General features: G+C 67.1%; 21 protein-coding genes. 7 read left to right on the forward strand and 14 right to left on the reverse strand.

The window, feature by feature from the left end; translation table 11 throughout:
• Positions 1-258: 258 nt before the first annotated feature.
• The gene (locus B1991_RS01050) at positions 259-1,962 is read right to left on the reverse strand and encodes an AsmA family protein (RefSeq protein ID WP_484335226.1); all 1,704 of its coding nucleotides are present in this window, start codon (positions 1,960-1,962) and stop codon (positions 259-261) included.
• A gap of 110 nt (positions 1,963-2,072) precedes the next feature.
• On the opposite strand from B1991_RS01050, the gene B1991_RS01055 reads away from it, so the two are divergent.
• Positions 2,073-2,732: a glutathione S-transferase family protein gene (locus tag B1991_RS01055; RefSeq protein ID WP_136256847.1), complete on the forward strand. Its 660-nt coding sequence runs from the start codon at positions 2,073-2,075 to the stop codon at positions 2,730-2,732.
• Between the two features lie 168 nt (positions 2,733-2,900).
• Here B1991_RS01055 and cycA read toward each other — a convergent pair whose 3' ends face one another.
• From cycA to B1991_RS01075, 4 genes are all read right to left on the reverse strand, one after another.
• Entirely contained in the window at positions 2,901-4,280 is a 1,380-nt protein-coding gene (gene cycA / locus B1991_RS01060; RefSeq protein ID WP_136256848.1) for a D-serine/D-alanine/glycine transporter, read from the reverse strand.
• 86 nt (positions 4,281-4,366) lie between these two features.
• Positions 4,367-4,942 carry a 2'-5' RNA ligase family protein gene (locus B1991_RS01065; RefSeq protein WP_136256849.1) on the reverse strand — a complete coding sequence of 192 codons (576 nt, stop codon included), beginning with the start codon at positions 4,940-4,942 and terminating at the stop codon, positions 4,367-4,369.
• Between the two features lie 67 nt (positions 4,943-5,009).
• A complete protein-coding gene (locus B1991_RS01070; RefSeq protein WP_136256850.1) occupies positions 5,010-5,705 on the reverse strand; it encodes a histidine phosphatase family protein in 696 nt (231 codons plus the stop codon).
• 78 nt (positions 5,706-5,783) lie between these two features.
• On the reverse strand, positions 5,784-7,265 hold the full coding sequence (locus B1991_RS01075) for an amidohydrolase family protein (protein ID WP_136256851.1): 1,482 nt from the start codon (positions 7,263-7,265) through the stop codon (positions 5,784-5,786).
• Positions 7,266-7,472: 207 nt separating this feature from the next.
• Here B1991_RS01075 and B1991_RS01080 point away from each other — a divergent pair, with 207 nt between their 5' ends.
• The 3 genes from B1991_RS01080 (at position 7,473) to B1991_RS01090 (ending at position 8,919) form a co-directional block, all read left to right on the forward strand.
• Positions 7,473-7,943 carry a MarR family winged helix-turn-helix transcriptional regulator gene (locus B1991_RS01080; RefSeq protein WP_168709553.1) on the forward strand — a complete coding sequence of 157 codons (471 nt, stop codon included), beginning with the start codon at positions 7,473-7,475 and terminating at the stop codon, positions 7,941-7,943.
• Positions 7,940-8,236, forward strand: a complete 297-nt coding sequence (locus B1991_RS01085; protein WP_136256853.1) for a YciI family protein — start codon at positions 7,940-7,942, stop codon at positions 8,234-8,236. Before B1991_RS01080 ends, B1991_RS01085 begins: the two co-directional genes overlap by 4 nt.
• A gap of 119 nt (positions 8,237-8,355) precedes the next feature.
• On the forward strand, positions 8,356-8,919 hold the full coding sequence (locus B1991_RS01090; protein ID WP_246031016.1) for a hypothetical protein: 564 nt from the start codon (positions 8,356-8,358) through the stop codon (positions 8,917-8,919).
• A 286-nt stretch (positions 8,920-9,205) separates the two neighbouring features.
• Here B1991_RS01090 and B1991_RS01095 read toward each other — a convergent pair whose 3' ends face one another.
• The 4 genes from B1991_RS01095 to htpG all read right to left on the reverse strand — a co-directional run bounded on the left by B1991_RS01095 (position 9,206) and on the right by htpG (position 14,490).
• Positions 9,206-10,303 carry a S41 family peptidase gene (locus B1991_RS01095; protein ID WP_168709554.1) on the reverse strand — a complete coding sequence of 366 codons (1,098 nt, stop codon included), beginning with the start codon at positions 10,301-10,303 and terminating at the stop codon, positions 9,206-9,208.
• A gap of 79 nt (positions 10,304-10,382) precedes the next feature.
• On the reverse strand, positions 10,383-11,048 hold the full coding sequence (locus B1991_RS01100) for a response regulator (RefSeq protein ID WP_136256855.1): 666 nt from the start codon (positions 11,046-11,048) through the stop codon (positions 10,383-10,385).
• Positions 11,045-12,442: an ATP-binding protein gene (locus B1991_RS01105; protein WP_168709555.1), complete on the reverse strand. Its 1,398-nt coding sequence runs from the start codon at positions 12,440-12,442 to the stop codon at positions 11,045-11,047. Before B1991_RS01105 ends, B1991_RS01100 begins: the two co-directional genes overlap by 4 nt.
• A 176-nt stretch (positions 12,443-12,618) precedes the next feature.
• Positions 12,619-14,490, reverse strand: a complete 1,872-nt coding sequence (gene htpG / locus B1991_RS01110; RefSeq protein ID WP_136256857.1) for a molecular chaperone HtpG — start codon at positions 14,488-14,490, stop codon at positions 12,619-12,621.
• Between the two features lie 178 nt (positions 14,491-14,668).
• Here htpG and gluQRS point away from each other — a divergent pair, with 178 nt between their 5' ends.
• Positions 14,669-15,535 carry a tRNA glutamyl-Q(34) synthetase GluQRS gene (gene gluQRS / locus B1991_RS01115; protein WP_136256858.1) on the forward strand — a complete coding sequence of 289 codons (867 nt, stop codon included), beginning with the start codon at positions 14,669-14,671 and terminating at the stop codon, positions 15,533-15,535.
• A gap of 105 nt (positions 15,536-15,640) precedes the next feature.
• Positions 15,641-16,381, forward strand: coding sequence for an acetoacetyl-CoA reductase (gene phbB / locus B1991_RS01120; protein ID WP_136256859.1), 741 nt, complete (start codon positions 15,641-15,643; stop codon positions 16,379-16,381).
• 97 nt (positions 16,382-16,478) lie between these two features.
• On the opposite strand, the gene B1991_RS01125 is transcribed toward phbB, so the two are convergent.
• Positions 16,479-17,267, reverse strand: coding sequence for a tRNA threonylcarbamoyladenosine dehydratase (locus tag B1991_RS01125; RefSeq protein WP_136256860.1), 789 nt, complete (start codon positions 17,265-17,267; stop codon positions 16,479-16,481).
• Positions 17,268-17,407: 140 nt separating this feature from the next.
• Between B1991_RS01125 and B1991_RS01130 the strand changes: the two genes are divergently transcribed.
• Positions 17,408-17,797: a cytochrome c gene (locus B1991_RS01130; RefSeq protein WP_136256861.1), complete on the forward strand. Its 390-nt coding sequence runs from the start codon at positions 17,408-17,410 to the stop codon at positions 17,795-17,797.
• A 13-nt stretch (positions 17,798-17,810) separates the two neighbouring features.
• Here B1991_RS01130 and B1991_RS01135 read toward each other — a convergent pair whose 3' ends face one another.
• The 4 genes from B1991_RS01135 to B1991_RS01150 all read right to left on the reverse strand — a co-directional run.
• On the reverse strand, positions 17,811-18,113 hold the full coding sequence (locus B1991_RS01135; protein ID WP_136256862.1) for an Mpo1-like protein: 303 nt from the start codon (positions 18,111-18,113) through the stop codon (positions 17,811-17,813).
• A 54-nt stretch (positions 18,114-18,167) separates the two neighbouring features.
• A complete protein-coding gene (locus B1991_RS01140; protein WP_136256863.1) occupies positions 18,168-19,229 on the reverse strand; it encodes an NADH:flavin oxidoreductase/NADH oxidase in 1,062 nt (353 codons plus the stop codon).
• A gap of 52 nt (positions 19,230-19,281) precedes the next feature.
• Entirely contained in the window at positions 19,282-20,199 is a 918-nt protein-coding gene (locus tag B1991_RS01145; protein WP_136256864.1) for an alpha/beta hydrolase family protein, read from the reverse strand.
• Between the two features lie 84 nt (positions 20,200-20,283).
• Positions 20,284-20,475 (reverse strand): cold-shock protein (locus B1991_RS01150; RefSeq protein ID WP_136256865.1); only part of this gene is annotated, 192 nt, incomplete at its 5' end.

Raw genomic sequence — 20,475 nt, forward strand, 5'->3', positions numbered from 1 at the left:
GCACAACCGGCTACCGACGACGCCGCGTCCTCAACCAAAAGATCTTGCGAATCCGCGAGTTGCCGAGGCGGCCGACGACAGGCGCCGCAACGTGCCACGCCCGCGTGTCGCGTCACGCGTACCGATACCACCACAAAGTCCATAACCGGGGGTTTGGGTTCACCCAAATCATTCCATGAACTTTCGTCGCTTCCCTTGCGTCGACGCAGCCGACCTGCCCGCGAGGCACTTGACGACGGTCGCGGGATCAACCCTTCCCTATTGCTTCTTGCGCGAATCCAGCACGCCTTGCAGCAGGCTGTTCAGGGCATCCTGCTTGGTGGACTTGCTCGCCGGCTGGGTCTCGGCTGCCGGACTGTTGCGGCTGGCACCACCGCCCAGCAAGCCGGCGACGGCCGAAGGATCGACCTTGAAGCTGGGCGCGCTCGCGGTGCCGCCGACATGCACGCCGACGCCATGTTCGGAAGCGCTGCCGAGCACGCCACCGAGCAGGCGCCCGGCCTTCGAGTTGCGCAGCAGGCCGGCGCTTGCCTGGTCCCCACCGGCTATCGCCCGATCGAGCTTGACCAGCATGTTGAAGTCGAGCCGGCCATCGACAGCCATGCCGCCCTTGCCGGTGAAGCTGCCCAGCTCGACGATCTCCGCGCTGGCCGGATCGGCGTGGATGCCGGAGGGAGCGATCTTCAGCGTGGCGGCAGCGTGCCGGATCACCGTGTCCTTCGGCGCCTTGATGCCGGCCAGCGACAGCACCCCGCCGAGTTTCGAGCCCAGGCTGTAGCCGGCCAGGCGCGAGTTGTCGAGGGTCACCGGCCCGCTGATCACCAGCGCATCGAGCGGCCCGCGCGCACGCAGGTCGACGCCCACGCTGCCGCCGCTGAGGCGCGAATCCTTCGGCAGCACCACGCCGAACACCGGCAGCAACGGCTGCAGGTCGTCGACCGGCAATGCCTGGCCGCGCAGGCGCAGATCCAGGGCGATCACCTTGCCGCGGTTGTCGAAGCTGCCGTCGACGGCAAGCTTCGCGCCGCCGCTGCCCAGCGTGCCTTGTTCGATGCGGCCGGTGCCGTCTGGCAATCGGTAGCTGGCCTGGTAGTCGATGCGCAGCGGCTGCGGCGACGGCGAACCGGACGCCACCAGCTTGAGCTGACGCGCGTCGATGCCGCCCTTCGACGTCAGCACGCCCTTGGCCGAGCTGATCCGCGTGTCGATGTCGAGCACGCCACCGACGCCGTCGGCGCTGCTCATCAGGCCGGCGCCGACCAGGTCCAGCCCCTGCATCACCAGATGCGCCTCGACCGGCGTCAGCAGCGCATTCTTCGCCTCCCACGGGCCGAGCGTGCCGTCCAGTTTCAGGCTGCCGCCGCCGGCGATATCGGCGCCCATCGAGAACGGGAACGCCGCGCCGAGACCGACGTGATCGGCGCGCAAATCCACCTTCCGGTAGCTGCGCGCATCGCCGGCCGCCCGCTGCAGGTCGATGCGGCCATCGCTGATACGCAACCTGTCGACACTGAACGCGGGTGGCGCCGCGGTCGAAGCGTTGGCGGCAGGTGCCGTGGTCTTGCCGGCACCGAAGTTGGAGAAGTTCCACCGGCCGGCGCGATTCTCCACCAGACGCACCATCGGCTGGTCCAGCGCCAGCGAGGTGATCTGCACCTGTCGGTGCAGCAGCAACGGCCACAGTTTCACGCCGAGCTGCAACGATTTCGCGCTGACGAACGGCTTGTCGCCAAACGCCGGATCGTCGCCGATGCGGATCTCGTCGGCATCCAACGAACCGGACCAGATCGACACATGCAACTGGCCCAGCGTCACCTCGCGGCCGAGCGCCTGGCCCAGGCTGGCCTGGATCTGCGGGCGGAAGTGGTTGGCGTCGACCAGCAGCAAGGCGCCGGCCCCCACGATCAACACCAGCAGCACCAGGCCGAGCAAACCGAGCAGCAGGCGTTTCATGGCCGTCACCTCGCGCAATTCCGTGGTGTACCGATACTAGGGGCGTCGCGCTTCACCTGTCGATTCCGCGCGCCTTCGTTCGTCGCCTTCGCGTACCTCCCCACCCCAGGTGTTCCGTGATGACTCTCAAGCTCTATGCCCACCCCTTCTCCTCCTACTGCCAGAAGGTGCTGATCGCGCTGTACGAGAACGACATTGCGTTCGAATGGCGCGTGCTCACGCCGGACGACGCGGCCACCGACGCCGAGTTCACCGCGCTGTGGCCGATCCGGCGCATGCCCCTGCTGCGCGACGGCGAACGCACGGTGATCGAATCGAGCATCATCATCGAGTACCTCGATCGGCATTATCCCGGCGCCACACCGCTGATTCCCTTCGACGTCGACACCGCGCTGGAGGCGCGCGCGATGGACCGCTTCTTCGACCACTACGTGCAGACGCCGTTGCAAAAGGTCGTGTTCGACAGCCTGCGCCCCGTCGCGGATCGCGACCCCTGGGGCGTGAACGAAGCGCGCACCAGGCTGGACATCGCCTACGCATGGCTGGACGGGAAACTGGCCGGCCGCACCTGGGCCACCGGCGGCGACTTCAGTCTGGCCGACTGTTCTGCCGCGCCCGCGCTGTTCTATGCCGACTGGGTTCAGCGCATCCCGGCAGAATGCGCCAACGTGCAGGCCTACCGGCAACGCCTGCTGGCGCGCCCTTCGTTCGCGCGCGCGGTGGACGAGGCGCGGCCCTATCGGTCGTACTTCCCGCTCGGTGCACCCGACCGCGACTGAGTGGATCCGAAGGAAACCGCCGCAACGTCGCAGGGCGGGCACTGCCCGTCGTACTCTCGATACTGCATGTGATCAAGAGCGGCGGGCAGTGCCCGCCCTACGAGGCTACGAGGCATGGAGCGTGGGACGGCGCAAGTCAATGCCGCGCCGAGCCGATGGATCGCGCGCTTACGCCTTGCGCGCCCGGCGCCCCTTCCACGCGTAACCGATGCCCAGCAGCACGAACCACACCGGGCTGGCGATCAGTGCCTCGCGCGTGTCCGTCTGCAGGCTCAGCAGCACCAGCACGAACACGAAGAACGCCAGGCACACCCAGCACATGAACACGCCGCCGGGCATCTTGTAGATGGATGCTTCATGCAGTTGCGGGCGCTTGCGCCGGTAGGCCATGTAGGCGAACAGGATCAGCGACCAGACGAACATGAACAGCACCGCGGACAGCGTGGTGACCAGGGTGAAGGCGGTGACCAGGTCGGGGATCAGGTAGATCAGCGCCGCACCCAGCAGCAGGCAGAAGCAGGAAAACAGCAGGCCCAGCGACGGCACCGCGGCGCGCGACAGCCGCCCGAAAGTCTTCGGCGCATGCTTCTCTGCGGCCAGGCCGTACAGCATGCGGCTGGTCGAGAAGATGCCGCTGTTGGCCGACGAAGTGGCCGACGTCAGCACCACGAAATTGATCAGGCTGGCCGCGGCGGGGATGCCGGCCAGCACGAACAACTCCACGAACGGGCTCTTGCTCGGCTCCACCAGACGCCACGGCGTGACCATCATGATCGCGACCAGCGCCAGCACGTAGAAGATGATGATGCGGATCGGAATCGAGTTGATCGCCTTGGGCAGGTTGCGCTGCGGATTGGCGGTTTCCGCGGCGGTGGTGCCGACCAGCTCGATGCCGACGAAGGCGAACACCGCGATCTGGAAGCCGGCGAAGAAGCCGCTCATTCCCTTGGGGAAGAAGCCGTCGTCGTTCCACAGGTTGGCGATCGAGGCCTGGTGCCCGGCGGGCGAGGTGAAGCCCCAGGCGACCAGCGCGAAGCCGGTGACGATCAGCGCGCAGATCGCCACGATCTTGATCAGCGCGAACCAGAACTCCATCTCGCCGAACAGCTTCACCGTGACCAGGTTGAGGCTGAGCAGCAGGAGCACGCACAGCACCGCCGGAATCCACGGCGCCAGCCCCGGGAACCAGAACTGCGTGTACGCCGCGATGGCGATGACGTCGGCGATCGCGGTGATGATCCAGCAGAACCAGTAGGTCCAGCCGCAGAAGAAACCGGCCCACGGGCCGAGCAGGTCGGTGGAAAAATCGATGAACGACTTGTACTCGAGGTTGGACAGCAGCAGCTCGCCCATCGCCCGCATCACGAAGAACAGCATCACGCCGATGATCAGGTAGACCAGCAGGATCGACGGCCCGGCCAGGCTGATCGTCTTGCCCGAACCCATGAACAGGCCGGTGCCGATCGCACCGCCGATGGCGATCAGTTGCAGATGTCGGTTGGAAAGGCTGCGGCGCAGGTGGTCGGGTTGTCCCGGCAATGCGGTCATGCGTCGTGCCTTTGCGGTGAGGAAGGCGACAACATACAGAAAAGCGTGGCCCGCGTGCACTCCTGGGTCACGCGTACCGCCTGCGCTCAGGCCAGCGGCCAGCACCCGAGCCGGATATGCCGCGTCCTGCCCAGCAGGCTGTGCACCAGCACGAACTCGTCGACGCGCCAGCGGATTGGAGCCACCGCCTCGGCGGCTACCTTGCGCGCGTCGTACGCCAGGGTGACGTGCGGTTCGAAACCGGTCCCCACCGGGGTCACGCCCGCCTCGCGCAGCTGCACGCCGAGTTCCGCCTGGAAAGCGCGCAACGCTGCATTGCCGCCGTCGGCGCGCAGCACGAACGGCAGCTTGTCGCGCCGGCCGTCGAAACTGGCCACGCGGTCGAATGCCACTTCGAAAGGCGCGGTCCGCACCCGCGCTGCCGCCTTCATCGTGGCCTCCACCACATCCGGCGGCAGTCCGGCCCAGTCGCCCAGATGCAGCAGGGTGACGTGGAAACGCTCCGGCAGCAGCGGCCTGCCGCGCAGCCCGTGGCGGGCGCATTGCTCGGCAGCCAGCGCGCTCAATCGCGGCACGGTCGCCTGATCGGGGAACACCGCCAGGAACAGCCGGTCCGTGGCCGCCGCGGGGGCAAAGCCCGGGAGTGAAGTCTGCGCCGCCATGCCCGTTACTCTCCGTGCTCGTTGCCAGCGCATGGCGCCGGCGAGTTGAATCCATGCCCGCGCATCGCTACGGCCACGCCGGAATCGCCAGGCTGCGCTCGGGATCGCCGCTGGCACCGGTGCGCAGGTTCGGCGGGATGTGTCCGACGTCGCCCACCGAGATCACCTTGAAGCTGCCGTCGGCCTCCACCCGGAGGCGGGTGATGCTGGCGTTGCCCACCGACATCTCCAGCCACGCCTGCGGATCGACGCCCATCGCGCGCACCACCATGTTGCGGATCACGTTGCCGTGGCAGACCATCAGGTCGGTCTGTTCGTGGCCGGATGCGGGCTTGAAGTAGCGCGCGAACAAGCGATCGAATTGCGCCTTGCAGGCAGCCAGGTCGGCCGGCTTTTCCTTCGCCACGATCGCGGCCCGGCGCGTCGGCGGCGTGCACTCGGCCAAGTCGTCGACCACCTCGAAGCGACGCCCCGGCAAGTCCTCGCCGATCACCGCCGCAGTGTCGCGCGCTCGCTGCACCGGGCTGACGTACATCGCATCGAAACGCGTCGGCAACCCGGCCAGCCGCGCACCCGCCAGATGCGCCTGCGCCACCCCGAGCGGCGCCAGGTGCGGCCCCAGCTTCGGATCGGCCTTCGTATCAGGCAGGTAATAGCCGTGGCGCACCAGCACGATGGTGCGTGCAGCCGGCGCCGCCACGTCGGCCGCGTGCAAGGGGGCGATCAGCAACAGCAGGCACAACCAGGGGAGCAGCCTCTTCATCACGAGCCATCCTGCAGCGGGTATGACGTCGAATGGTACCTGCTGCACGCCGTCATTCCCGTGCACGGGGCTGCTCCGTCAACGCAACCCCACCGTACCTTCCGACGCCTTGACCAGCTTCGCCGGGTCGTAAGCCACGCCATCCTTGAACACCAGGGTGACGTTCTCGATGTCCTTGATGTGCTTCGCCGGGTTGCCCCTGACCAGCACCAGGTCAGCCGCCTTGCCCACGTCGATCGAGCCGATCTCCCGGTCCGCGCCCATGAACCGGGCGCCGTTCAAGGTGGCGATCTGGATCGCCTCCACCGGCGTGAAGCCCGCCTCCACCAGCAGCTCCACCTCACGCTGGTCGCCATAACCCGCGATCACGCCGCCGTAACCGGTGGGGTCCAGACCGGCAAGCAAGGTGCCGCCGGCCTTGACGAAGGCATGCTCGAAAGCCATCTCAAGCTGGAACGCCTGCGGCCACGGCGAATCCTTCATCGTCGCGATGCGCTCGCGCGTCTTCAGGTATTCGACGCGGGCCTGCGGCAGCATCGCGTCCAGCACCCGCGCATCCTGCGGCGCGCGGCCGGGCACGAAGGTCTCGAACACCGGCAGCGTGGAGGTCACCGCAACATGCTTCGCCACCAGATGCTTGATCAGTGCCCGGATTTCCGGACCGTCGACCTTCAGCGTCGCCAGGTGCGCCACGGCGGCCTTCGTGTCCGGACACACATCCGGCTGCTTGCCGGCGCTGAATTCGGTGTCGACGAAGAGGCCGTGCTCGAGGTTGTCGATGCCCAGATCCGCCGCCTCGGCAAAGCCGATCGAACACAGGTGACCGGTGACCTTGATCCCGCGCGCATGCGCCGCCGCGATCGCCGCCGACAACTCGGCGCGGGTGATGTGCATGTACGCCTTGAACGAGGTCGCGCCCTCGTCGATCCAGTAGTTCACCGTGTTGCGCGCATCGGTGGAATCCGCCAGTTCGTGCATCTGCGGCGTAAAGCTGCCCTTGCCTTCCAGGTACGGCCCGGTGGTGTGCATCTTCGGTCCGGGAATGCGACCGGCGTCGATCGCCTTCCTCAGCTCCAGGTCCGTGTACGGCTCGGTGCTGCCGGTGGTGCGGATGGTAGTGACCCCGCCGGCGAGGTAAAGCTTGGGAAAGCTCGACGCCTGCTCCGGATAGATCGCCTCTTTCGCCGCCGGGTTCACCCGGGGTGCCGGATAGAACATGTGGTCGTGCATGCCGACCAGACCGGGAATCAGCGTCTGCCCGCTGCCGTCGATGAACGTCGCGCCCTCGGGCACATCCACGTGGCTCCCGACCGCCGCGATGCGCCCATCGCGCAACAACACCGTCTGCTCCTCGCGCGCACGGGCGCCATGCCCGTCGATCACCCGCACATGAGTGATCGCCAGCAGCGGCTGGGCATGCGCGACATAGGCCTGCACGGCCGGCGACAACGCGGGCATCGCGGCTGTGGCCGGCGTGGCGATCGCCAAGGCCGCGCAAACCGTGACGAGCGCAAAAAGCGGCGCGGCAGGCACGCCACGAAGTTTCAACGGAAATCGCATGACCGTTCCCCAGGCTGTTGTCGACGTGAACACGTGCCGCCGGCATGCGGTTTCACGGAGCCGCCGCCAGGATGGAATGTACGCCTCCCGCCGCGGAACATGTCACCCAGCTTGCCGGCGCCATTTTAGTCCAGTACATTGACTGTCAATTACTCGTACAGATTTGCTCGAATGCCCCGCACCCGGCCACCGCACGACCAGATAGTGATGCCCGCCCTGCTCCGCCATGCCCGAACCACATACGGCGCAGCCATGCGCCGTGCGCTGGCCGATGCGGGCTGCAACGACATTCCGGCGAACGGCCTTTACCTCATCGGCGGCCTGGCGCTGCACGATGGCGAGATGCCCTTGGGGGAACTGGTCAAGGATTTGCGCGTGTCCAAGCAGGCCGCCAGCCAGCTCGTCGACGCCCTTGTGACGGGCGGCTACCTGCAGCGCATCGTGGACGAGAAGGATCGGCGCAAACTGCTCGTGACCCTGACCAGACGCGGCCGCAACGCTGCGGCCGTGCAGGCGAAAGCGCGTGAGCAGATCGACGCCGAGCTGCTCGCGCGCGTGGGCGTCAACGGCGTCAACGCCACCCGCAAGACGCTCGCCGCGCTGATCGACCTCGGTCGGCAGCGGGAAAACGGAAACGACGATGTCATTCCGGGTTCGACGTCGGAGCGATGCAAATGAACGATTACATCCTGCTGATGCACGCCTTGCCGCCCGGCTCGGCGCAACCCACGGGCGACTGGGCGTCCTACCTCCATCGCCTGCGCAACACGGGCCGGTTCAACGGCGGCAGTTCCATCGGTGCCGGCGTATGCGTCTCCAGCCGCGGCATCACACCTACCCTGTCGACCTCGCTCACCGGCTACATCCGGGTCAGTGCGGATTCCATCGAGGATGCCTGTGCCCTGCTCGAGGGAAACCCCGTGATCGAGGCGGGCGGCACCGTCGAGGTGCGCGAGCTCCCGCGCGACTGAGGCGGCTTAGGCCCGGGACCGGTTGACGGAGCGCCTGGCGCAGAGGACATTGACGACCGTGGGAAGCGGCACGCCGCCGCGTGCCCCGGCCATCGCCAGGAGTCATTCGGGAGGCCATCATGAAGTTCCTTCAGCCCGCCCTGTTCACCGCCATGATGTTGCTCGCCGGAACCGGCACCGCCATGGCGTCCTCCGCCTCGCTCAACGAATTCACGCCCAAGGTCCTGCCGGTGCTGGTGCAGGTCAACGCCAAGGGCAAGGTCACCGACGCTTCGCCGGCGATGAAACTTTCGCCGCGACTCGATCGGCTGCTGCGCCAGAACCTGGACGAATTGATCAACCAGCCGGCCACCGACCACGGGCGTCCCGTGGCCAGCCAGTTCGTCGCCAACCTGGCGCTGACGGTGACGCCCCGCCGGGAAGGCGGTTACGACGCCCGCTTCGCCTTCGTGTCCGGCTCCCCAGTACCTTCGGGTTCCTGGCACTGGGTCCATGTCGACGGCCACCGGCTCGCGCTCGCCCGCCAGGACGCGTTCGATCGCGGAGTGCGTCTGCATCACGCCCACGACATGAACCGCCGCGGGAACCACCCTGCCCAGCGCCCCGAGCCTTCTCCGTCCATCCGGAGCACCACTACGGTCGCCCGTGACCTGCCGATGGGCACACCGGGACGCGGTCACTGAATCCGGACGTCCGAAAGTACCTGGGTCAGAGCCACTTCTAGTGACCAGTCGCTCGACTTAGGTCCCACATCGCCCACGCAGCCGCCGCACCGAATGCGAGCCAGGATGGCCCGCCACTCTATCCGGGGTCCCTACGCGGCGTTGAGTCGGGGACGGCAGGCCGCGCAGCGGGCCGAAAGCTTCTGCCTTTCGGCGCCTTCAGTCCCGCTCCGCAGACGGTTTCCGTCGAACCCATCCACTGGGCCTGCCTGCCGTCCCACCACGCCGCGGCCCACGCTCCCTCACCTCACTCCAGATCGTGCAGCCGCTCCCGCAACCTCTGCCGCCAGTCCGCATCCTTCTCCCCGGCAATCAATTCCTTCAGCGCGGCCACCTGCGCCACATCCAGCGCCTTCTTCGCCGAGGTCTGCACATCCGGCACCACGCCGACATCCTCCCAGTCCGTATGCGTGACCGGGCTGATCGGCCGCCCCGAGGGAACGAACATCATGAAATGCGCGTCCAGCCGATGCGGGCCGCCGCCGTGCGCGCCACCGCCGGTAGTCTCGCCGACCAGGATGGCGCGCTTGTTGTTCTTCAGTGCATAGGCGAAATCCTCGCAACCGGAAAACGTATCGCTGCTGGTCAGCAGGTAAAGCTTGCGCGCCTCGCCGTAGCGCGGGCCGGCAACCGTGGCGGTGGTCCAGCGCTGTTCTGTGCGGTTCTCGTCGCGCCAGTAGACGTCGTTGAGATGGGTGGGCTTGTCGTACAGGTAACTGGCAAACAGCATCACGCTTTCCGGATCGCCGCCGCCGCAGTGGCGCAGGTCGATGATCAGGGCACCGGTGTCGCTCATCAGGGTCATGGCGGCGGCGATGCGGGTGGCGACCATCGCCGGCCGGCCGAACTGATGCAAGTCGATGTAGCCGATGTCGCCCTTGAGGCGATCGACACCGTTGATGCCGAAGTTGAAGTGCTTGCCTTCGGCCAGCTCGGCGGCCTTGTTCTCGGCGGAGTCAGATTGATCGTCGCCCTGGGCGATCGCGTGTTCGAAGTAGCGCACTTCAAGGTGCTTGTCGTTGCTGTCGCGTTGCAGTGTCTCGGTCAGCGTGTCGGCAAGCTTGTCGGCACTGGTGATCGCATCGAAGTCGCCGTGCTGCAGCTGGGCACGCAGGCGCTTCCCCATCGCGGCGGCCTTTTCCGGAAAGACGTAGGACTGATTCAGGTTGGCGATGATGCTTTCCACCACCTCGCTGCGCATGGCCTTGTCGACCGTCATGTCTTTCTGTGGCGGCCCGGATTGCGCGTGGCCGGGCATGCCGAACAGCACCAGCCCGGCTCCAGTCAGCGCGACGGCGCCGGCCAGCGTGGCGATGCGTGTTGCGGTTTTCCTGTGCTTGCTCATCTGTGCATTCCTCATCAGGTTCGTCGGTAATCGACGAGCGCAGGGTGGTCAAGGAATGTGGAGGAATGATGGAAACGGCTCAGAGATCGAGCCGGTAGCCGAGTCCGTAGACGGAGTGGATCACGTCGACCTCCGGCAGGTGCACGGCGAGCTTGCGACGCAGGTTCTTGATGTGGCTGTCGATCGCGCGATCGGTCACCTCGAGGTTGTCGCGGCTGACCAGGTCGAGCAGTTGCGCACGCGAGAAGATCGTGCCCGGGCGTTTGGCCATCGCAGCGAGCAGGCTGAACTCGGTCGGCGTCAGCTCCAGCGGTTGCGCGTGGATACGCGCCGTGCGCGAACCGGCATCGACCTCGAACCGTGGCGTGGGTGGCGCTGCCGGGCCTGAACGACGCAACACGGCCTTGATGCGTGCGACCAGCTCGCGCGGGCTGAACGGCTTGCACAGGTAGTCGTCGGCGCCGGTTTCCAGACCGAGCAGCCGGTCGATCTCCTGCACCTGCGCGGTAACCATGATGATTGGCACGGCGGAAAACCCGCGCACGGTCCTGCACAGCGACAGTCCGTCGAGGCCCGGCAGCATGAGGTCCAGTACGATCAGGTCGGGCATCTGGCGCCGGATGCTGGCGAGCGCCTCGCGGCCGTCGGCGATCGCCTGCGCCCGGTATCCGGCCGCAGCGACGTAATCGGCAACGATGGCGGAAAGCCCGCTTTCGTCTTCGACAATGAGAATGGTGGCGCTCATCGGCTTTCCAGCGGCAGCGCGACGGTGACGCGCAGACCGCCCAATGCGGAGGCGGCGAATTCAAGGCGGCCACCATGCGCGTCGACAAGCTGCCTGCTCAGCGCAAGCCCGAGGCCCGCGCCGCCGAGTTGCCGGTTGCGCGAAGGCTCCGCACGGAAGAAGCGTTCGCCGAGGCGCTCGATGAGGGCGGCCGGGACGGCGGGCGCCGAGTCGTCGATCGTGATATGCAACTCGCGCTCGAACAGGTCGCCGTGGACGTCGATGCGGCCGCCGGCGTCGGTGTAGCGCACGCTGTTCGCAAAGAGGTTGACCAGTACCTGGCGCAGTCGCGTCGCATCCGCGAGCACCGCGGATTGCCGCGGCGCGGCACCGAGGGAAGGGGTGAGCCCAGCCTCACGAAATTTCTCGCCGAAACTTTTGAAGACTTCCGCCACGAGTTGCCAGGCGTCCACCGTCGCCTTGTCGCACTGAAGTTGCCCCCGATCCGCACGCGCCAGTTCATGCAGGTCATCGACCAGCGCCGTCAGCGACAACACCTGACGCAACATGAGCGCGACGGTGTCGGGCGTGGCGGCGCGGACGCCGTCCTGCAGCGCCTCCAGCTGCGCGCGCAACACCGACAGCGGCGTGCGCAGTTCATGCGAGGTATCGGCCACCCATTGCTGACGCCAGTGCTCGGTGTCCTTCAACCGGGCGGCGACCCGGTTGAATGTTGTCGCCAGCTCGCCCAGCTCGTCGCTGCGCCGGGTTGGCAGCTGCACGTCAAAATACCCCTGCCCCAGCCGACGCGTACCATCGGCCAGTTGCCGGATCGGTTGGCGGAAATGCGCTGCCAGCAGGGCGGCCGCAAACGCACTCAGCAGAACGCCGACGGCAAGCACGAGCAGCAGATTCTTCTGTTGCTCCAGCAGGAACGCGATGGCCAGGTCGTCGTCCGGATTCTGGGACCTGGCCACGACGAGATAGCCCACCTCGACACCGTCGACGACGATCGATCGCCGCACGGTATCGACCGAGGCGATGGCGACCAGCGCCGGACTCGCGATGACCCCGGCGAGAAAGCGCCGGTGGCCATCCAGCAAACCGATGCGATAGTCGAGGTTCGGTGACCGGTAACGGAGAGCCGGCATCCCATTCGCTTCGACGCCCGGCATCTGGTCAAGGAACCAGCGTCGGCGTTGCTCGGGGTCGGCCGGCAGAAACGACCAGTCGCCGTGCTTTCGATAGTGGGCGGACAGCTGCTCCACCCATCCGCTGACTTCCTGCACATCGGTCGAGGGACGCGGCACGCGGTCTGACAATTTCCAGCGAACCAGCTCCACGCCGATCCCTGCCACCACGAGGAAGGCCAGCAGTACCGCGAAGAACAGCCGTTTGCCGATCGACACTTTCACCGCTTGATCCCCCAAACCGTCGGCGCACGCTAGGGGAGAACCCGGACGGAGGCAAGGTGCCCCGCTGCGCCCGTCCATCGGCGACTTCTGGCGGGTAAAGCGTGCCGATCGAGGACTCAGGCAAAGAAAAGCCCGCCAATCGGCGGGCTTCCCTTCTCGGCAAGGCGCGAGGCAACTTACCCCAGCAACACCCGATTCATCCGCTGAACGAACGCCGCCGGATCCGGCAACTGCGCGCCCGCGGAAATCTCCGCCTGTTCCAGCAGCAGGGTGGCCAGGTCGCGGGCCTTGTCCTCGTCCGCCTCGGCCTCGACGCGTTTGACCAGGGCGTGCCGCGGGTTGATCTCCAGCGTTGGCTTGGATTCCGGCATGTCCTGCCCGGCTTCGCGCAACAGGCGGGCCAGGTGCGGGGCCATCTCGTAGTCGGAGAGCGCCAGGCACGACGGTGAATCGGTCAGGCGGGCGGATACTTTCACCTCGCCCACGCGATCGCCGAGCAGCTCCTTGAGCTTCTTCAGCAGCGGCTCGGCCTCCTTGGCCGCCTCTTCCTGCTTCTTCTTGTCGGCCTCGTCCAGCGGCACGTCGCCCTTGGCCACGCTCTTGAGTTTCTTGCCCTCGTACTCGCTCAGGGAACCGATCATCCACTCGTCGATGCGGTCGGACATCAGCAGCACTTCGATGCCCTTGGCCTTGAACGCTTCCAGCTGCGGGCTGCCGGCGGCGGCCGCGTAGCTGTCGGCGGTGATGTACCAGATGGCATTCTGGCCGACAGCCATGCGGCCGATGTAGTCGTCCAGCGAAACGGCCTGCGCGGCGCCTTCGCCCTTGGTCGAGGCGAAGCGCAGCAACTTGGCGATGCGTTCGCGGTTGTTGGCGTCTTCGCTGATGCCTTCCTTCAAGGTGTTGCCGAAGGCCTTGTAGAAGGTGGCGAATTTTTCCGGCTCGTCGCGGGCTAGCTTCTCGATCAGGTCGAGCACGCGCTTGACGCAGGCGGCCTTGATCCGGTCGAGCTGGCGGTTGTGCTGCAGGATCTCGCGGCTGACATTGAGCGGCAGGTCGTCGGCATCGACCACGCCGCGCACGAAGCGCAGGTAGTTCGGCAGCAGCTCCTCGGCCGCGTCCATGATGAAGACGCGCTTGATGTAGAGCTTGAGACCCTTGCGCTCGTCGCGCCCGCCCATCATCAGGTCGAACGGCGGCTGCGACGGCAGGTACAGCAGGGTGGTGAAGCTCTGGCTGCCCTCGACGCGGTTGTGCGTCCAGACCAGCGGATCGTTGAAATCGTGGCCGAGCGACTTGTAGAAGCTGCGGTAATCCTCGTCCGAAATCTCCGCCTTCGGCTTGGCCCACAATGCGGATGCGGCGTTGATGCTCTCGAACTCGTCGGTGGGCTTGCCGTCCTTTTCCACCGGCATGCGGATCGGGAACGCCACGTGGTCGGAGTACTTGCGGATCAGCGACTTCAGTTGCCAGCCCTTGAGGAACTCGTCCTCGTCGGCCTTCAAGTGCAGGATCACCGCAGTGCCGCGCTCGGCCTGCTCGACTTGCTCCAGCGAATACTCGCCCTTGCCGTCGCTCTCCCACTTCACGCCGTCGCCTTCCGGCGCGTCGGCGCGACGGGTGATCACGGTAACCTTGTCGGCCACCACGAAGGCGGAGTAGAAGCCCACGCCGAACTGGCCGATCAGGCGCGCGTCGGCCTTCTGCTCGCCCGACATCGCCTCCAGGAAACGCCGCGTGCCCGAGCTGGCGATGGTGCCGATGTTCGCCACCACCTCGTCGCGGGTCATGCCGATGCCGTTGTCGCGCACGGTGACGGTGCGCGCCTCGGGATCCCAGCTGACGTCGATATGCAGCTCGCTGTCGCCGGCCGAGAGCTCGGGTTTGGCGATCGATTCGAAGCGAAGCTTGTCGCAGGCGTCGGAGGCGTTGGAGATCAGCTCGCGCAGGAAGATCTCCTTGTGCGAGTACAGCGAGTGGGTGACCAGGTGCAGGACCTGGGCGACCTCGGCTTCGAACTGGCGGGTTTCGGCGACGGGCGCGTTCATGGGCGGGTTCAACTCCGTGCAAGTGAAATGATGGGTCGTCGCCCCCTCGGGCATGCTCGGCGGACCGACCCCGCACGATCCCCGCGCCGGCGGAACCGGCCATGGAACGCGACAACTGGCCCGGAGATTCGGGCGGCAGGCCGCGGTTTCAAGGCTGCACGGCCGATAAAATGAACCGATGACGTACTGCGGACGTTTCGCCCCCTCGCCCACCGGGCCCTTGCACTTCGGCTCACTGGTGGCCGCGGTCGGCAGCTGGCTGTGCGCCCGCCACGCCGACGGTGCCTGGCTGGTGCGGATGGAGGATATCGACCCGCCACGCGAGGTCCCCGGCGCGGCGGCCGCGATCCTCGCCGCGCTGCCGGCGTTCGGCCTGGCGCCGGACGCGCCGGTGCTGTTCCAGTCCACCCGTGGCGCGGCCTACGACGAGGCGTTCGCGCAGTTGCGCGCGACCGGGCTGGTGTTCCCGTGCACCTGCAGCCGCAGCCAGCTCGCCGCCGGAGGTGGCATCCACCGCGATGGCGCATGCGTCGACGACAGCCCGGTGGATCGTGAGCCGGCATGGCGCCTGCGCGTGCCCGATGTCGAGATCGCCTTCGCCGACGCCCTGCTTGGCCCGCAACGCGAGCGGCTGCGCGAGACCGTCGGCGATTTCGTGATCCGCCGCGCCGACGGCTTCTATTCCTACCAGCTTGCCTGCGTGGTGGACGATGCCTTCCAGGGCGTCACCGACGTCGTGCGCGGCCAGGACCTGCTCGATTCCACCGCGCGGCAGATCTGGCTGCAGCGCTGCCTGGGCCTGGCCACGCCCACCTACCGGCACCTGCCGCTGGTACGCGACAGCAGCGGCAACAAGCTCTCCAAGTCCTCCCGTGCCTGGCCGATCGACCCGGCCGATCCCGCCCCCACGCTGCGACGCGCGCTGGCTTTCCTGGGCCGGCCGCTGCCCGACCGTCCGGTGGCTGTGGACGAGTTGCTGGCCCATGCGCTGGTCGATTTCGATCCCGCCCGATTGCCGCATTGCAGCGGTAGTTCCATCAGCTGATGGGCTATAAGTGAGAGGTCATCCACGCCGTTGCGCCATGGGGACCGGCAAACGGCGAAGGACGAAATCCACGTGTTCGGCTAAGGCAAACAGGAGATCGACGGCATGACCCAGCGTACGGCTTTGGTTACCGGGGGAACCGGGGGCATCGGCAGCGCCATCGTGCGCCATCTGGCGAAACAGGGTCACAAGGTCGCCACCAATTACCGCGACGAAGCCAAGGCCGGGGCCTGGCGCGAGGCGATGGCGCGGGAAGGCATCGAGGTGTGCACGGTGCGCGGCGATGTGTCCGATCCCGAATCCTGCGCGGCGATGGTGCGCGCGATCGAGGAGAAATGCGGCCCGGTGGACATCCTGGTCAACAACGCCGGCATTACCCGCGACACCACGTTCCACAAGATGAGCTACCAGCAGTGGACGGACGTGATCAACACCAACCTCAACTCCTGCTTCAACGTCACCCGCGCGGTGATCGAGGGCATGCGCGCACGCAAGTGGGGCCGCATCGTGCAGATCAGCTCGATCAACGGCCAGAAGGGCCAGTACGGTCAGGCCAACTACGCCGCCGCGAAAGCCGGCATGCACGGTTTCACCATCTCGCTGGCGCAGGAAAACGCCAAGTTCGGCATCACCGTCAACACCGTCTCGCCCGGCTACGTCGCCACCGACATGGTGATGGCCGTGCCGGCGGAAGTGCGCGCCAAGATCGAGGCGCAGATCCCGCTCGGCCGGCTCGGCAAGCCGGAAGAAATCGCCCACGCCGTGGCCTTCCTCACCGGCGAGGAAACCAGCTGGATGACCGGGGCCAACCTGGCGATCAACGGCGGGCAGTACATGGGCTGGTGATTTCGCGGAGTTCGTGGGAGGAAGCACCGTAGGGCGGGCACTGCCCGCCGTCTTCGGTGATGCACTCCGTGGAAAGGCATGGCGGGCAGTGCCCGCCCTACGACTCGTCGAGAAGCTTCTCGATCACCTTGCCCACCGCTGCGAACGCGAACGCGCCAGTGACGTGGGTGGCCGCACCCAGACCGCCGCCGCAGGCGAGGTTCAGCGAATCGCCACCCGGCGGGCGCGTGCCGCAGACGGTGCCGTCCGGTTGCGGGTATTGCACGTTCTGCAGCGAATAGACGGCTGAAACGCCGAAGTAGCGATCCGGGTTGCGCGGGAAATTGAAGTCGGCACGGAGCTTCTTGCGGATCAGGCTGAACATCGCGTCGTGCTCGGTGCGGGACAAGTCGCGCACGCGGATCTGGGTGGGGTCGGTGCGACCGCCGGCCGAGCCCACGCTGACGATAGGCAGCTTGCGCCGGCGACACCAGGCGATGGTTTCCAGCTTCACCCGGAACGCGTCGCAGGCATCGAGCACCACGTCGTAGCCGCGGTCGAGCAGTTCGTCCAACGTGGTCGGGGTGAGGAAGCGCTCGATCGCCTCCAGCCGGATCGCCGGGTTGATCGCATGGGCGCGCGCCGCCATCACGCCCACTTTCGACTTGCCGTACTCGCCGTCCAGCGCATGCAATTGGCGATTGGTGTTGGACACGCAGACCTCGTCGGCGTCGATCAGGGTAAGCCGGCCCACGCCGCTGCGCGCCAGCGCCTCGACCGCCCACGAGCCGACGCCGCCCACGCCGATCACGCAGACATGCTTCTGCGCGAGCGCACCCACGCTGCCCTGCCCGTACAGCCGCTCGACGCCGGCGAAGCGCTCGGAAGATGTATCGGCTTCGCTCATGGCGTGCGCGCCCGGACGGGCCACGTGAAAGTGGTCATGTGATTTCACCTGCCGAAAAACGCCATTTTATCGCGCCCGGCTTGGCTTCGCGGTAGCCACGCAGGCTATGCTTGCCTGCATCCTCAAAGTGGAGTCGGTCCATGCGCGTTGCCCTGATGATCCTGCTCGGCCTGGTGATTGGCATCATCGGCACCGTCAACGTGATGAACGTGCTGAGCGAGCGCAACCCGATGCCCTCGGCGGTGATGCATACGCTGGGCTACCACGTGGGTGAATTGAAGGGGGCGATCAAGGCCAATCAGTGCGACGCGGCAAATATCCAGCACCACCTGGCCCGCCTCGAGTCCACTGCCAGCGACATCACGCCGGTGTTCGGCATGGACGTCAAGGATTTCGCCGACCACGCCAGCCAGTTGCAGGACCACCTGCACCAAGCCGTGGCGGCAGCGCCGACGACCTGCGCCGCGCTGGCCACCGTGCTCAAGCCGGTAGGCGAGAGCTGCAAGAGCTGCCACGACAAATATCGCTGATCGCGGGGGCAGCTCAGAAGCGGATCTTGCCGCGCAGCATCTGTGCGTACATCACCCAGTCGCCGGCAAGGCTGTACAGCGGGTGCTTGAACGTGGCCGGGCGGTTTTTCTCGAACACGTAGTGGCCCAGCCAGGCGAAGCCGTAACCGGCCACCGGCATCAGCCACAGCCAGCGCCACTGGCCCGTGACCAGTGCCAGCGCCAGCGCCGCGAGCACCAGCGTGCTGCCGATGAAATGCATTCGGCGACAGCTGCGATTGGCGTGCTCGCCGAGGTAGAACGGGTAGAACTCGGCAAAATTGCGAAAGGTTGACATGCAGCTGCTCCGCGACCGGACGCCCCGATTCTGCCAAACCTCGCGCGACGGTTACTACCAGGCGCGCTGGTACTGCGCCGGTGGGGCGATCTTCGCACCCAGCTGTTGCGCGGCACGGCGCGGGAAGTACGGATCGCGCAGGCTCTCGCGGGCGATCAGCACCACGTCGGCGTCGCCATTGGCGACGATCTGCGCGGCCTGCTCCGCGCCGGTGATCAGACCCACCGCGCCGGTGGCGATTCCGGCCTCGCGGCGGATTTGCGCCGCGAACGGCACCTGGTAGCCCGGCGCCAGCGGGATCTTCGCGTGCGGCAACAGGCCGCCGCTGGAGACGTCGATCAGGTCCACGCCCAAGGGCTTCAGCTGGCGCGCCAGTTCCACGCTCTGCCCGATGTCCCAGCCGCCGGCATCCGCCCAATCGGTGGCCGAGACGCGCAGCCACAATGGCAGTGCGGCCGGCCACACCTCGCGCACGGCGACGACCACCTCGCGCACCAGACGGATGCGATTCTCGAAACTGCCGCCGTAGGCATCCTCGCGCCGGTTGCTCAAGGGCGACAGGAACTGATGCAGCAGGTAGCCATGCGCCGCGTGCACCTCGATCAACTCGAAGCCCGCCGCCAGCGCGCGTTGCGCGGCGGCGCGAAAGTCCGCGATCACCGCCCGGATACCGGCCTCGTCCAGCACCTGCGGCGCCGGCCAGCCGGCAGCGAACGGCAACGCCGAGGGCGCCACGGTGAGCCAGTCGCCCTGCCCGGCCGGCACCGGGCCATGCCCATCCCACGGCCGCAGCGTGCTGGCCTTGCGCCCGGCATGCGCCAGCTGGATGCCGGCGATCGCGCCCTGCGCCTTGATGAAACGGGTAATCGGCTGCCAAGCCTGCAACTGGGTGTCGTTCCACAGGCCGGTATCCTGCGGCGAGATGCGCCCCTGCGCGGACACCGCCGAGGCTTCGGCAATCACCAGCGCCGCGCCGCCGACCGCGCGGCTGCCCAGATGCACCAGGTGCCAGTCGTTCGGCACGCCATCGGTAGCCGAGTATTCGCACATCGGCGACACCACCAGGCGGTTGCGCAGGGTCAGGCTGCGTTGGGTGAGCGGATCGAACAGGTTCATGGGGAAATCCAGCGTCACGGAACGGTCGAGATGCAGACGGCGGCGCCGGGAATCAAGCCGCCGTGTCGCCGCGCGCGACGAAGGTCGCATCCGCCTCGCCCAACCAGTCGGCGATGCGCGAGGCGACCGGCGCCGGCGTCTTCATCCAGCCGAAATGGTCGGCCGGCGCACCGTCCAGGTCGTCGCGCGAGATCGTTTCCACGCGGCGCGCGCCCGGACCGAGCTTGCCGAGCAGCCATGCCAGCGAGGCCGGCGGGCCCAGCCAGTCCTGCTGCAGACGCAATGCCAGCACCGGCAGCTGCAGCGCCGCCAGCAAGCGCTCGAAATCCTGCTTCATGCCGGCCGCCGCATAGCGGCCGCTGCGGCCGCTGCGTGCCCAGTCGGCGATCACGCCGCGCGCCTCGTTGCCACCGAAACCGATCCGCCGCCCGGGCAGATGGCCGACCAGCGCAGCCAGCCACGGCGCCAGCACATAAGCGGTACCAATCAGCCAGCCGTGCCGGAACCGCCGCCAGTAAGGTGCGCCGCTGGCGACCAGCACCATCCCGGCGAAATCGTGCGGATGCAGACTGGCGCAAAGCAGTCCGAGCTGGCCACCGAGGCTGTGCCCGCCCAGCCAGCAGCTCGCCCGTGGCCAGCGCTGGCGCACCGCCGCCAAGCCGGCGGGCAGGTCGTCCTGCAGCAATTGGCGGTAGCCCCAATCGCAATTCCTGCCGGCGCGCCGATCGCTGGAGCCGATGCCGCGCCACTCGTGCAGCACCACGGCGACGCCTCGGTCCGCCAGCGTCCGGGCCAGCGGCAGATAGTGCCGCGCGGGCATGCCCATCGCCGGCATCCAGTACACCAGCCGCTGCCAGCGACCCGCCGGAAGCACGGCCAGCAATTCGCAGCGCGCGCCATCGGCGGCGATGACCGGGACGACCAGCGGCTCGGCCGCGACGGGAACGCTCTGGCTGAAAAGGTCGGGCATCCCGGCAGGCTAGCGAATTGTCCTCGCCACTACAAAAAGAGGCCGGCTTGCGCCGGCCTCTTCAAGCAGATATCACCACAGCCATCAGACGGGGGTGACGTCTTCGGCCTGCAGGCCCTTCTGGCCGTCGACCACCTTGAAGCTCACCTTCTGCCCTTCCTGCAGGCTCTTGAATCCCGAACCAGTGATGGCGCGGAAATGCACGAACACGTCGGGGCCGCTTTCACGGCTGATGAAGCCGAAACCCTTCGCGTCGTTGAACCACTTGACTGTACC

It is taken from the genome of Rhodanobacter lindaniclasticus, from assembly GCF_004799035.1.
Classification (GTDB): domain Bacteria; phylum Pseudomonadota; class Gammaproteobacteria; order Xanthomonadales; family Rhodanobacteraceae; genus Rhodanobacter; species Rhodanobacter lindaniclasticus.